Raw genomic sequence first — 13,479 nt, 5'->3', positions numbered from 1 at the left:
CCGATACGCAGTCTGACCCCGTATCAGCTACGGCGTTCGACGATATATCGGGCCAGCTCGCGCAACGGCTCGGCCGCCGCGTCAAAGGGTCGCAGCGCGCTCAAGGCCTGGTCGCGCAACTCCAGGGCATAGGCCTTGGCAGCGTCGAGGCCGAGCAGGGCCGGGTAGGTCGGTTTGTCGCGAGCGATATCGGCGCCCTGGCGTTTGCCCAGGGTCTGGGTATCGCTTTCGACGTCAAGGATGTCGTCCTGCACCTGGAACGCCAGGCCAATGGCCCGGGCGTAGGTCTGCAAGGCTTGCAATTGGTCAGGCGTGGCCCGACCGCTGGCCAGGGCACCGAGTTTGACGCTGGCCTCGATCAAGGCGCCGGTCTTGTGCCGATGCATGTATTCCAGCGCGCTCTGATCCAGCTTGAGGCCCACTGAACCGAGGTCGATGGCCTGGCCGCCGACCATTCCGGCCGGGCCTGCCGCCAGCGCCAGGGCGCTGACCATGTCCAGGCGAATCTGCGCCGGGCAATCGTTCAGCGTCGGCTCCAGCAGGGCGCTGAACGCCAGACTCTGCAAGCCGTCACCGGCCAGGATCGCGCAGGCTTCGTCGAATTTCTTGTGGGTGGTGGGTTGGCCGCGACGCAAATCGTCGTCGTCCATGGCTGGCAAATCATCATGGACCAGCGAATACGCGTGGATCAGCTCCACGGCGCAGGCCGCGCCGTTGGCCTGTTCAGGGGCGCCGCCCAAGGCTTCGCACGCCGCGTAGGCCAGCAGCGGACGCACGCGCTTGCCGCCGTTCATCACGCTGTAGCGCATGGCCTCGTACAACCGCGCCAGCTCAGGGCTTGGGGCGGTGAACAGGGTATCCAGTGCCGCGTTGACCCGGGCCTGACTGCCGGCCTGATAAGCGCCGATCATTCAGGCTGGTCCGCGTCGAAAGGCTCTTCGGTCAGCTCACCATCGCGTTCGAGCAACAGTTGCACCTTTTGCTCGGCCTGGGCCAGCGCCGCCTGGCAGTCGCGAGTCAAGCCGATGCCCTGCTCGAAGGCGGTCAGCGAGTCTTCCAGCGACAACTCGCCGTTCTCCAGCCGCTCGACCAGCGTTTGCAGGTCGGCCAGAGATTGTTCGAAGTCCAGTGCAGCTTTTTTGCGGGCCATGGCGGCGATTCCGGTTGACTGTTAAACGGGCGCGACACTAGCAGACATGGGGTATTGGGGCAAATCAGAGCAGGACCTGCGCGGTCTGTGAGGCACTGCTTTTTGGTAAGGGGCAAGCTCCTGCTGGACCTGTAGGAACTGTCGAGTGCAACGAGGCTGCGATCTTCCCCCTGCCAATTGAATCTTGAGCGAAAGTTAAAAGATCGCAGGCTTCGCCAGCGCCAATAGAGGCAACGGGATTACCTCCGAAGCTACGTCAGTTTCCGTATTCGGCTCATTTCGTGAGCCGAATAGCCACGCTAATCGGCTCACGCCCCCCTCAGTACGTGATTTCCCACACAGATTCGCGCGTTCCCTGATTGTGAATAATCCGCCGAATCGCTAACCTTCGCCGCATCTACGGGCCCCTTGTGGCGGGGCCTTCAGACGTAACCCGAATAATGACAGGCAGCGCCGAGGAAGGGCGCCGGGTTGGGTCATGCATGGCAGGAGGCAGACATGCGTTTTCTTTCATTGTTGATCGTGCTGGCGGGCGCGCCACTGGCGTGGGCCGAGCCTGCCGCCGAGCTGTCGGAGCCCGTCGGCGGCTGGCGCTACAGCGGCTTGCTCGATCGCACTGAAAACCCGCGCGTGGCCTATCCCACGCCGCCCATCGACCGCGGCGTGCAGCGCAATCGCACGATGATCGAGGGCCGGCTCAAGGCCATGGGCACGGCCCGGGCGCCCCACAGCCTGGCCGTCAACGGCAATCCACTGAATCTCTATACCGACGATGAAGGACGTTTCGCCCGCCCGTATGCCTTTGGCGCGGGCTCCAACAGCGTCGAGGTACGCAGCTCCGCAGGCCAGTCCCTCAAGCGCGTGCAGTTCTATGAAGCCAACAACCAGCGAACCCCGGCGCAGATCCGCGTGGTGCTGGGTTGGGACGATCCCAAGGCCGAGCTGGACCTGCACATCGTCACCCCCGACGGCCAGCATGCGTTCTTCGGCCGGCCGGCGCTGAGCAACGGCGGCGGCCTCGACCCCGATGGCGTCGATGGCCCTGGCCCTGAGATGTTCACCATGACCGCGCCGATGCACGGTACCTACCTGGTCTACGTGAACTACTGGGGCAACTACAGCAACGGTGGCTACAACTTCGAGGAAACCAGCAACCAGAACGAGGTGATCACCTCGCAGATCAACCTGGTGCTCAACGAAAACACCGTCGATGAAAAACGCGAAACCTTTGTCGTGCCCCTGCGCGCCATCGGCGATCTGTTGCTGGTCAAGACTTTCAACTACTAAGTATCCGCTCCACGGATGAACAGGCCCTTGTGAATATGAGCGACAACACTGCTTCCCCGACCGCGCCGGCCCCCGCCACCAAACCTGTGCGCCGCTGGCCAGCGCTGCTGATCGGGCTGTGCCTGGTGGCCGGTGTCGCCGCCGGACTGGGTTGGTTCATGACCAAGCCCAAGGCACCGCCCATGGAACTGGCGTTGGAAAAACTCGGCCTGAGCCGCCCCGACGGCCTGCTCGAGGCCCACTCCCTGAGCCAGTTGCCCAAGGACTTGCTGGCGGTGCCGTTCCTCAAGGCCACGCTCACCGAGGATTTCGTCTTCTATTACGAAACCCATGCCGACCGCCTCGGGCTGATCGGCAGCCTGCGGCGGATAATCTACGAGCATGATCTCAAACTGCAGGACAGCCTGATCGAGCAGCTTTTCGACCAGCCGGCCGATGTAGCGCTATGGCGCGGCGCCGACGGGCGGCTCAAGGATTTTCTGCTGGTGATGGATCGTGGTGGCCTGGCCAAGGTGCTGGAGCCGCTGGCAAAAGTGGCGCTGGATGATTCGCAACTCAGCCAGCTCGGTGAGATGAACGTGGCCGGCGACGTGGTGCCGGTCTATCAACTCACCTATAACGCCAGCAAAGCCCTGGTGTTCGCTTCCCATGGCGACAAGCTGGTGGTGTTGTCCAATCCGACCAGGCTCTACGACCTGGGAAGTGGCCCCACCGACGAACCCGGCATGGTCTCGACCCAGGCCCTCGAAGCGCTGCTGGCCGGTGAAAAACTCTTCCCCGAAGCCTTTGGCCTGCTGCCCAAGGCGCCTGAGGTCAAGCAACGCATCTCGGTCAATGCCAGCGTGCTCGCCATGGGCTACCAGCGCTTCATCCCGAACTTCGCCGGGTTGCGTTTCGACATGGACGACAAGGGCTGGCATAGCTTCCTGGCCATGGACGAGCTGGAAGACCAGCCAGACTTCGACTTCAAGCCAATCTGGCAAGCCATGCCCATGGGCGCCAGCGCCTGTGTCGCTTTGCCCCTGGCCGCCGAACAACAGAAGCCATTGCTGGTGAAACTCGGTGCCGACGACAACGCGGCCCAGGCCATGATCGAGCACATGGCCGGCGCGGCGGGGCTGTGCTGGTACGCCGATTCGCGGCTTTACACACCACTGCTGGTGGCGAACCTGAACGATGACGGCGGCAAGCTCGATGCCGACCTGGGCAACCTGTTCGGTTCGATGGTGGGCGCCTACGAAAACAACGTGGCCGAACATGTGTTTCCCGTTGTTGAGACACAGGAAGGCCCGATGCACCGCTGGCAACGCCAGGTCAGCTCCAACTTCGGCCCTTACCCGGCCAAGGACGCCGCGCAGCCCGAGTCGATCACCGGTAAGGCGTTCATGCAAGTCAGCCTGGCGCGGCACGGTTCGACCCTGTTGTTTTCCCTCGACGACAAACTGGTGGACAAGGCCCTCGGCACCCTCGACAAACGTTTCCCGCCCATGGCCGACGTGGTGCCCAAGGACCTGCTGATGCCGGTCTACTTCGGCCCGGATGCCATGGCGCAACTGATGCAACGCGAAACCCTCGACAGCCTGCCCCAGGACATGGAACCGGTGTTCTACAACGCCGCGCAAACCTACCTGATTCCGAAGCTGCGCACCCTTGGCGGCTACGGCAAATACGCCCTGACGTTGCCTGAAGGCAGCGAACCGGACGGCCACTGGCAGTGGTTGCCACTGGAATGGAAAGCGCTGTGACCGGGTTGATCCGCCGCCCCGGATGGGTGTTGATGCTGGCGCTGCTGCTGGGCGGGCAGGCGTTTGCCGCTCAGACACCCGCGCTGGATGTGCAGCAATCGAAGGTCTTTCGTGCCTGGTTCGTGCGTATTGCCCAGGAACAACTGACCAAAGGCCCGAGCCCGCGCTGGTACCAACAGGACTGCGCCGGGCTGGTGCGCTTTGCGGCCAATGAAGCGCTGAAGGTCCACGACCAGAAGTGGTTGCGCAGCAATGGCCTGTCCAATCGCTACCTGCCGCCAGAGCTTGAACTGAGCGATGCCCAGCGACGTCTGGCGCAGCAGTGGCAACAGGGCGGCGGCAAGGTCGGACCCTACGTCAACGCCATCAAGCTGATCCAGTTCAACAGCCATCTGGTGAGCCGGGACGTCACCCAGGCCCGTCCGGGCGATCTGATGTTCTTCGATCAGGGCGATGACCAGCACCTGATGATCTGGATGGGCCGCAACATCGCCTATCACACCGGCACCACCACCCCAACCGACAACGGCATGCGCTCGGCAAGCCTGCAACAACTCATGAACTGGAAGGACACCCGATGGATACCCGACGCAGCCAACCCCAACTTCATCGGCGTCTATCGACTCAACTTTCTCTCCCAATGACCGGTGCCCACATGCTGCGCTTGTGTTCAAAATTGCCCCTGCTGCTGGCCCTGTTGCTGGCGCCGATCGTTCATGCCGAAGACACTGTGCAGCCCAGCGGCTACACACCGTTGGCCGGTGAAAGCTTCTTCCTGCTGGCCGACAGCAGTTTTGCCAGTGACGAGCAAGCCATGGTCCGCCTCGAAGCGCCGGGGCGCGACTATCGGAAATTCCGCATGGAGCCGTACGGCGGTGCCGATATCCGCGTTTATCGCATCGAAAAACCGCTGGATTTCCTCAAGCGCCAGAAGAACCTGCACCGGGTGGTCAGCGACGGCCAGTTCAAGGGCGAAGGGCTGTCGAACACCCTGGCGTACCTGTGGGACAACTGGTACCGCAAATCCCGTCGGGTGATGCAGCGGGCGTTTTCCTACGAGTCGCGTCAGCAAGTCACCGAGCAAGTGCCGGAACTGAAAATGGGCAGCGCCATCGCCGCGCCGACGCCGTACGACGCGCAACCACAGTTCGCCCTGATTCCGGGTTTGCCGGTGGTCAGCCAGTTCCGTTATCCGCTCTGGCAGGCCAAGCCGATCCAGCCGCCAGCGGGGGTCAACCTGGCGGGTTCGTCGAGTGAATTCATCAGCGTCGCGCCAGGCAACGTCTACGTGCCGCTGGGCCAGTTGAAACCGGGGCTGTATCTGGTCGAAGCACTGATCGGTAAATACCGGGCCACCACCATGGTGTTTGTCTCCAACACCGTAGCGGTGAGCAAGATCGCCGGGGACGAGCTGCTGGTCTGGGCCGCGCGTAAACACGAAGGTCGTTCGGTGCCCAAGGTCAACGTGCTGTGGACCGACGGCCTGGGCGTGATGAGCAGCGGCGCCACCGATGAAGACGGCTTGCTGCGCCTCAAGCACGTCAGCCCGGAGCGTTCGTTTGTCATCGGCGAGGACGAGGAGGGCGGGGTATTCGTCTCGGAAAACTTCTACTACGACAGCGAAATCTACGACACCAAGCTGTTCGCCTTCACCGACCGGCCGCTGTATCGGCCGGGGGATTGGGTGTCGCTGAAAATCGTCGGCCGTGAATTCAAGAATGCCCGGGACTCGGTACAGCCGACGGCCGCCGACGTCAATGTCAGCGTGCTGGATGCCACCGGCACCGAGCTGCAGACCCTGGCCCTGAAGCTGGACTCCAAGGCCGGCACCCAAGGCCGTTTCCAGCTGCCGGAAAACGCCGTGGCCGGTGGTTATGAGTTGCGCTTTGGCTACAAGGACCAGCTCTACAGCAGTGCCTTTCGCGTGGCCGAATACATCAAGCCGCACTTCGAGATCGCGCTGAACCTCGCCAAGCAGGATTACCGCACCGGCGAGCCGGTCAAGGGCGCTCTCGTACTGCTGTACCCGGACGGCAAACCGGTGGCCAATGCCAAGGTGAGCCTGAGCCTGCGGGCCCAGCAACTGTCGATGGTGGATAACGAGCTGCAATACCTGGGGCAATTTCCGGTGGAGCTGACCAGCAGCGAAGTGACCACCGATGCCAAGGGCAGCGCCACCCTCGAACTGCCGGCCGCCGACAAGCCGAGTCGCTATACGCTCACTGTGTTTGCCAGCGATGGCGCGGCGTATCGGGTCAAGACCACCAAGGAAATTCTCATCGACCGTGGCGCGGCGAACTTTCGCCTGAGCGCGCCCCAGCGTTTCAGCGCCGCCGGCGAGAATGTCTCGTTCAGCTACGCCAACGAGGGCGGCAACGCGCAAAGCAACGCCGTGACGCCGGGCAGCTACGCCTGGGTGCGGCTGGAAGACCAGACCACCGGCGAAGGCAAACTGGCGGCCAAGGACAAGGGCTTCAGCCTGACCTTCGAGCGTCCGGGCACCTACAACCTGACCCTCAAGGATGGCCACGGTCGGGTCATTGGCGCCACCGGCCATTCGGTGACCGGCGAAGGTATCAAGGCCGTGCCGGGCACGGTCGAGATTGTCCTCGACAAAGCCCAATACCAGGCCGGTGACGAAGCCCTGGCGCTGATCACCTTCCCGGAGCCGGTCAGCGATGCGCTGCTGTCACTGGAGCGGGACAAGGTCGAGGCTACGGCGCTGCTGTCCAAGGGCGGCGGCTGGCTGAAAATGGAAAAGCTCAGCGACACTCAATACCGCGCGCGCATCCCGGTGAAAGACGCTTTTGCGCCGAACCTGACCTTCTCGGTGCTGTACACCAAGGGTGGCCAATACAGCTTCCAGAACGCCGGTATCAAGGTGGTCGCGCCGCAGATCGACGTCGCCATCGTTACCGACAAAGCCACTTATCGGCCTGGCGACACGGTGACCGTGGACCTGAGCACCCAGTTCGTCGGCAAGGCGATCCCGGCGCACCTGACGGTCAGTGTCGTGGATGAAATGATCTACGCCCTGCAACCGGAAGTGGCGCCCACCATCGATCAGTTTTTCTACCATCCGCGCCGCAACAACGTGCGCACCAGCGCCAGCCTGTCGTTCATCAGCTACGACGTCGCCCTGCCGGGCAGCCCCGGCGCGCCGGGCAAGGCCAACCGCAGCGAGCGCGGGGTCAAAGTGCTGGAGCGGCCTCGTCGTGAAGATGTCGACACTGCCGCGTGGCAACCGGAGCTGGTCACCGACGCCAACGGCAAGGCCCGTTTCACCTTCAAGATGCCGGACTCCCTGACTCGCTGGCGCATCACGGCCCGGGCCATCGCCGACGACGGTCAGGTGGGGCAGAAAAAGCAATTCATCGGTTCAGAGAAACCGCTGTACTTGAAGTGGAGCGGCCCGACCCGGTTCCGCAGTGGTGACAAACCGCAAATGGGCCTGTTCGCTTTCAGCCAGTCCGAACAGCCGTTGAAGGCCGAACTGCTGATCCGTTACGCCGGTACTGAACAGCGCGTGGTGGCGGACCTGAAGCACGGCATCAACTATGTGGCGCTACCGTCTCTGGAGTTGAGCAACGGCGACTTGAACGTGCAGTTGCAGGTCAATGGCGAAACCCAGGACACCCTGGCCGTGCAACTCAATGCCATTGGCAACGGTTGGCAAGTCACCCAGAGCCAGCGCCTTGACGTGGCGAGCGGTGACACACCGCTGAGCCTGCCGCTTGATGCCAGCGATATCCGCCTGCGCCTGGACGACAGCCCGCAAGCGCTGTTCCGTTCGGCCCTGGATGACTTGTTGAGCTACCCCTACGGCGGCGTCGAGCAAACCGCCAGTCGTCTGCTGCCGCTGAGCATCGCCTACCCGACGCTGGCGGCGAACCCGCAGATTCGCGATCGCTTGCGGCTGATCATGCAAAACAGTCGCCTGCGCCTGGTGCAAATGGCCGGGCCTGCGGCGAGCTTCACCTGGTGGGGCCAGGCTGGCGAACCGGATGCGTTCCTCACGGCCTACGCTTATTACGCCGACTGGCACGCCAGCCAGGCCCTGGATCTGAGCCTGCCGCCGGAGCACTGGCAGCGGGTGCTGGAGGTCTACGCCAAACAGGCCGGCGATACGCCGTTGCTGCAGCGTGCGCTGATCCTGTCGTTCGCCAAACAGATGCAACTGCCGGTGAACACCTTGCTCAGCGGCTTGATGGACGACCTGGCGAAAGCCGGCGAGGGCGGCGATTCGAGCGTGATGGACAGTGGCGAAGACAGCCTAGTCATGAGCGCGCCGGATTCGGCCCTGGGCCTGGCCAGCGCCCGCCTGCTGACGGCGTCCCTCGCCAGGCAGGTGAAGGTGCCGCTGCCGGAGGCCTTCAGCCGGCAACTCGACGCCGCACAACAGCAACTGGACGTCAGCTCCCAGCCGTTCGTCGAGGCCTTGAGCCTGTCACTGCAAAGCTTCGATCAGGCGCGGGCCAAGGCATTGCTCGAACGTCTGCTGCCGCAGCAATCGACCCTTGAACGGGCCCTGGCCTTGACCTGGCTGCAACGCAGCATCGAACAGGCCGCGCCCGCCGTGGCCCTGACCCCGGGCGAAGGCTGGAAGACCCGGCAAGGCGCCACCGGTGAAACCTACTGGCAATGGCAGGGCGCGCAGCTACCGACCCTGCTGACCTTAAGCGGTGCCGAGGAGCGCCCGCTGCAAGCGGCACTGAGCTACCAGAGCCAGCAAGCGCCCGTGACGCCGATGGCGGTGACCATTACCCGGCGCTTGTCCCGTCTGGTGCCGGGCGACGAGGCCTTCACCTTCAAGCTCGAAGCCGTGGGCAGCAAGCCGCTGTCCAGTGACAGCCTTTATCTGGATGAAGTGATCATCAACAGCAAGGCGCCTACGCCGCTGCGCTACGGCATGCTCGAAGTGCCGCTGCCGCCGGGTGCCGATGTGGAGCGCACCACCTGGGGCATCCAGTTGCTGGGCAAGGCCGGCAGCGAGCCGACTTCCCTGGAGAAGGCACGCTTCGAGCCGGGTCAGATGGGTTACGCGGTGCCGCTGGACGCCCTGAGTGGCGAGCTGCGCCTGCGGCATCTGGTGCGCTTCTCCCAGAAGGGCCAGTTCAGCTTGCCGCCGGTGCGTTTCACGCAGGTCTATGCGCCGCAGCATCAGGCTCGGGAACAGAAACCGGCGCTCGGTCAGGTCACGGTCAACTGACGTGCGCTGGCAGCGGCTTGGGTGGTTGTTGTGCTTGATCCCTGCGCTGGCCACAGCGCAGGAGGAACCGTTGCGCCTGGCTTTCGACGGTCAGTTGCTGCGGGTGAGCCAGACCCAGGTGCTGGACCGACAGCCCTTGCCCGAGGCCTTGCAGGCGCCGCTGGGCAGTGTGTGGAAGCTATTTGTCTACGCATGGCTGGTGGACACCGGCGCTCGCGAACCGGCATATGAATGTCGCGGTGAGTCCAAAGAGGAAGTCTATTGCTGTAGCGCCGGGCAGAGCATCGGTCGCGATCAGGCGTTGGTGAAATCCTGCGGCCTGTATTTCGAACCGCAGCGGCTTGGGCTTTCGGCTTCGAACTGGCGCGATTACTGGCAGGCCCGCCAAGCGCCGTCGTGGCTGCTGGACCTGCCGAGCCTGCAACCGCAAAAACAGGTACGCGTGGCTGAACTGCTCAAGGCACTGGCGATGCTGCCGGCTCAGGATCAGGCCCGTCGGGTACTGCTGGACGTGGTGCTCAACGCGGCGGATGGGCGTCTCGTCGGCCAGTTGGGCAGTCGTCTGCGGGTCAAGACCTGGAGTTGGCTGGGTGAACAGGATCCTTCATCGCGTCAGGGTGGTTTCGCTGGTTGGCTGGCCGACGGCACGCCGGTGTGGGCTGGTGGGCGTGGCACCAGCGAGCAGATATTGAAGGCATACGGTGATGGATTGGCTGCGGCGCTGCCGTCCCGTTGGCCGGCGGAAACGGGGCGATGTGTGGAAGTTGACCTGTTCGCCCGGTATCCCTTGCTGCGGGTGATGGCGAGTGACGGGCCGGCCACCCCAGGCCCGTTGCGCGGCGATTACCGTGTCGAATTCGCCAATGGCAACCAACTGGATATCCACAGCGACGGCGAGCTGTTCCTGCTGCCCGGCAAGCTGGTGGCGCGACTGGATCGGGAAGAGTACGTCGCCCGGGTCCTGCAGCGCGAAGCCAAGGCTGAACCCGCCGAAGCCGCCAAGGCCCTGGCCGTGGCGATCCGCAGCTACCTGCTGCAAAACGCCCAGCGTAACGGCGATTGCCTGAGCATCGATGACAGCAGTCATCGCCAGCGCGTCGCCCCACGTCCGGCGACGCCGCAAACCCGCGCCATCGCCGCCTGGACCAGCGATCTGGTGCTGGCGGGCACCGACGTGACCTACCACTCTGACCAATCCGCCCCGGACAAACTGTCCTGGGCGCAAGCCGTGGAGCAGGCCAGCGCCGGCCAGCGCTACGACGCCATCCTGCTGCATGCCTACCCGCGCGCCAGCCTCAGCCGCTGGGACAATCCGGTGGCGTCCTGTGAAGCGCTGCCCGCCGCTCAGGACTGGCTGTTGAAACAGCGACGCGGCTGGCGCCCCCGTCTGGCAGATGAAGTGGGTTACAACGAAATCAGCGCGTTTGCCGTCTGCCGTGTCGCCTTCGGCCGGCCCTATGTCGACCGCGAACGCCGGCGGATCTACGTGCGCGGTGTGCTGTCGTTGCAAGACCGCCTCGACCTGACCCACGAATACTTGCACCTGGCCTTTGAAGCCCACCCCAACGGCCAGGACGAAACCTACATCGAAGGGCTCGCCCGTCACCTCTTGCTGGAATAGACCATGACACTCCGTTATCCACAGGCCTTGCTGTTGCTCTGCGCTTTGGCCGTGTTGCCGCCAGCCATTGCGGGCGAGGGCATCAAACTCGACACCCCGGTCGGCGGCTGGCGCAGCGGTGCGCCGGGCGGTGAAGGCGAGAGCTTCAGCCAGACCGTCAACTACCCGGCTTCTTCGGTCAACACACCTCAGGGCCAGGCCAGCACCGCCCGCATCAGCGGCCAGATCAAAGGCACGCCCAAGGACAGAAACGAGCCGGGCAAACTCATCATCAATGGCGTGACCCTGCCGCTGAAACTCGACCCGCAAGGGCGCTTCGACCGGCCGTTCTCGTTCCCCAATGGCAGCAACAGCATCGAAGTGCGCAGCCCCGACGGCCAGCAACGCCACCGTACGCAATTTCTCAACACCAGCGGCGGCGCCACCCCGGCCAAGCTGCGGGTCTTGTTGACCTGGGACAGCGACGGCACCGACCTGGACCTGCACCTCGTCACCCCGGACGGCGCCCACATCTGGTACGGCGACCGCGTCGTCCCCAACGGCGCCGCGCTCGACGTCGATGTCACCACCGGCTACGGCCCGGAAATCATCGCCATGCCCGCGCCGATCAAAGGCCAGTACCTGGTCTACGTGAACTACTACGGCGGCGGTTATCGCAGTGACGAGGACGGCGAGCAACAAGCGGCACAAGCCCTGACCACGGCGCAGATCACCGTCATCACCGAAGAGGGCACGCCAAGCGAGAAGATGGAAACCTTCGTGGTACCGATGCGCACGGCGGGGGAGTTGATGTTGGTCAAGAGCTTCAGTTACCCCTAAGGCCGCGCCAGAGTCGTTTGTGAGTGTGGGAGCGAGCCTGCTCGCGATAGCGGTATGTCAGACACCCTGATGCTGAACGTGCTGTCGCTATCGCGAGCAGGGTCGCTCCCACAGGGGCGTCCGTGGTTTGTGACAATTAAAAATCTCACGCGTGAGCTATTGAGGGTCCTGGGTATTCCCTGTAGTGTTTCTCACGCGTGAGTTTTTTCGCAGTGAGGTCAGCACCATGAACAGCCGCTCTCCAACAGATCCTGCGGGGTCTGCTACCGATTCAGCGAGCCGCAAGGGAGAGCGCTCGAAGCCGTCCGTGAAAAAACCATCCAGCTTTTACATGAAGCAGATGCGCGCGGGCTTGAGTGCCGCCGGGTATGTGAAACACGAGGCTTGGGTGCTTCCCGAAAACCGGAGCCTGCTCAAGCAGATGGAGAAACAGCTACGCCAACCGATTCTGGCTGGCTCATTCATGTCGGAGAATTACATGAGCGCAGGTAACAACTGGAACATTGATCGCCTCTTCAGTGCCCTTCAGGCCCTCGACGAAGTGGTCGCGAACGACATCACCCTTTCTCTCGTTCAAGGTTCCGAGTCCAGCATCAAGCTGGAAATGAATGACTTCGGTGGCTTGCCTATTTACATCGCCGTGGTGGGGGATCAGATCATCGTCGACACCGTTCTGGTGGATGTCGAATCGATCAACGACGTCGCGGCCTTCAACGATGCCGTGCTGCGCAGCCGGGAAATGTTCCCGCTGTCCTCGATCGGTATCGAGTCCATGCCCAACGGGCAGATTGTCTACAACATGTTTGGCGCACTGAGTTCCGACTCCAGCCTGACCAACGTCGTGACCGAGGTTAAAACCCTCGTCGACAACGTTCAGCGCGCCAGCGAAGCCTTCGAACGTTTTTTCATCTAATTTTTCGGGAACAGGAACCATCCAATGACTCAGTCCATCTGGAGCAAATTGTTCACCGCGCTGCGTGGCGGTGCCAACGAAGTCGGCGAGTCGATCGTCGACCAACAGGCCCTGCGCATCCTTGACCAGGAAATCCGCGATGCCGACAGCGCGCTGGCCAACGCCAAGCGTGAACTGGTCACCATCATGGCCAAGCACAAGCTGGCGACTGATCGCGTCGGCGAGTACAACGCCAAGATCAAGGACCTGGAAGCCAAGGCCCTGGCCGCGATCCAGGCCAACCGCGAAGACCTGGCGCTGGAAGTGGCCGAAGCCATTTCGACCCTGACCAACGAACTGGACGCCGAGCAGAAGCACGCGACCGAATTCGGTGGTTATGCGGACAACATGCGCAAAGACATCACCAAGGCCGAAAGCCGGATCAAAAGCCTGCGTCAGCAAGTGGACATGGCCAAGGCCCGTGAGAGCGTGCAGAAAGCCCAGGTCAGTGCTTCGATTGCCAGCGGCGGCGCCAATGGCAAGCTGGAAACCGCCGTCGGTACGCTCAACCGCCTGCAGGCCAAGCAACAGCAACGTGCCGCTGAACTGCAAGCCCAGGACGAACTGGCCGAGGCTTCGACCGGCAACGACCTGGAGCGCAAACTGCGCGATGCCGGCATCACGCCGAACGAAGGCAGCGCCAATGCGATTCTGGAACGCCTGAAGAAAAAATCGGCGGAGTAATCGGTTCGCGCA

The 13,479-nt window shown here is 63.1% G+C and carries 10 protein-coding genes; 8 read left to right on the top strand and 2 right to left on the bottom strand.

Features of this window, described 5'->3' with window-relative positions:
- Window positions 1-23: 23 nt before the first annotated feature.
- Complete coding sequence (ispA, locus tag MKS85_RS19840) at window positions 24-911, bottom strand: (2E,6E)-farnesyl diphosphate synthase (protein WP_047229734.1); 888 nt, start codon at window positions 909-911, stop codon at window positions 24-26.
- Window positions 908-1,150 carry an exodeoxyribonuclease VII small subunit gene (locus MKS85_RS19835; protein ID WP_047229733.1) on the bottom strand — a complete coding sequence of 81 codons (243 nt, stop codon included), beginning with the start codon at window positions 1,148-1,150 and terminating at the stop codon, window positions 908-910. The genes ispA and MKS85_RS19835 overlap by 4 nt, the downstream gene beginning before the upstream one ends.
- 498 nt (window positions 1,151-1,648) lie before the next feature.
- Here MKS85_RS19835 and MKS85_RS19830 point away from each other — a divergent pair, with 498 nt between their 5' ends.
- The 8 genes from MKS85_RS19830 to MKS85_RS19795 all read left to right on the top strand — a co-directional run bounded on the left by MKS85_RS19830 (window position 1,649) and on the right by MKS85_RS19795 (window position 13,467).
- Entirely contained in the window at window positions 1,649-2,437 is a 789-nt protein-coding gene (locus MKS85_RS19830; RefSeq protein ID WP_047229732.1) for a YfaP family protein, read from the top strand.
- Window positions 2,438-2,472: 35 nt separating this feature from the next.
- Window positions 2,473-4,182 carry a DUF2138 domain-containing protein gene (locus tag MKS85_RS19825; RefSeq protein WP_188251929.1) on the top strand — a complete coding sequence of 570 codons (1,710 nt, stop codon included), beginning with the start codon at window positions 2,473-2,475 and terminating at the stop codon, window positions 4,180-4,182.
- Window positions 4,167-4,826: a DUF1175 domain-containing protein gene (locus MKS85_RS19820; protein WP_047229730.1), complete on the top strand. Its 660-nt coding sequence runs from the start codon at window positions 4,167-4,169 to the stop codon at window positions 4,824-4,826. The genes MKS85_RS19825 and MKS85_RS19820 overlap by 16 nt, the downstream gene beginning before the upstream one ends.
- Complete coding sequence (locus MKS85_RS19815; protein ID WP_188251968.1) at window positions 4,823-9,391, top strand: alpha-2-macroglobulin; 4,569 nt, start codon at window positions 4,823-4,825, stop codon at window positions 9,389-9,391. The genes MKS85_RS19820 and MKS85_RS19815 overlap by 4 nt, the downstream gene beginning before the upstream one ends.
- Window positions 9,330-11,012, top strand: coding sequence for a DUF2300 domain-containing protein (locus MKS85_RS19810; protein ID WP_223194510.1), 1,683 nt, complete (start codon window positions 9,330-9,332; stop codon window positions 11,010-11,012). Before MKS85_RS19815 ends, MKS85_RS19810 begins: the two co-directional genes overlap by 62 nt.
- A gap of 3 nt (window positions 11,013-11,015) precedes the next feature.
- Window positions 11,016-11,831 (top strand): YfaP family protein, encoded by an 816-nt coding sequence (locus MKS85_RS19805; protein WP_188251931.1) that lies wholly within the window; start codon window positions 11,016-11,018, stop codon window positions 11,829-11,831.
- 331 nt (window positions 11,832-12,162) lie between these two features.
- Window positions 12,163-12,744 (top strand): YjfI family protein, encoded by a 582-nt coding sequence (locus MKS85_RS19800; protein ID WP_188251969.1) that lies wholly within the window; start codon window positions 12,163-12,165, stop codon window positions 12,742-12,744.
- Window positions 12,745-12,768: 24 nt separating this feature from the next.
- On the top strand, window positions 12,769-13,467 hold the full coding sequence (locus MKS85_RS19795) for a PspA/IM30 family protein (RefSeq protein ID WP_188251932.1): 699 nt from the start codon (window positions 12,769-12,771) through the stop codon (window positions 13,465-13,467).
- Window positions 13,468-13,479 lie beyond the last annotated feature (12 nt).

It is taken from the genome of Pseudomonas sp. JL2 (genome assembly GCF_031570495.1).
GTDB lineage: Bacteria > Pseudomonadota > Gammaproteobacteria > Pseudomonadales > Pseudomonadaceae > Aquipseudomonas > Aquipseudomonas rhizophila.
Note: the sequence above shows the minus strand (reverse complement) of the source record. Positions and strands in the feature narration are given on the sequence as shown.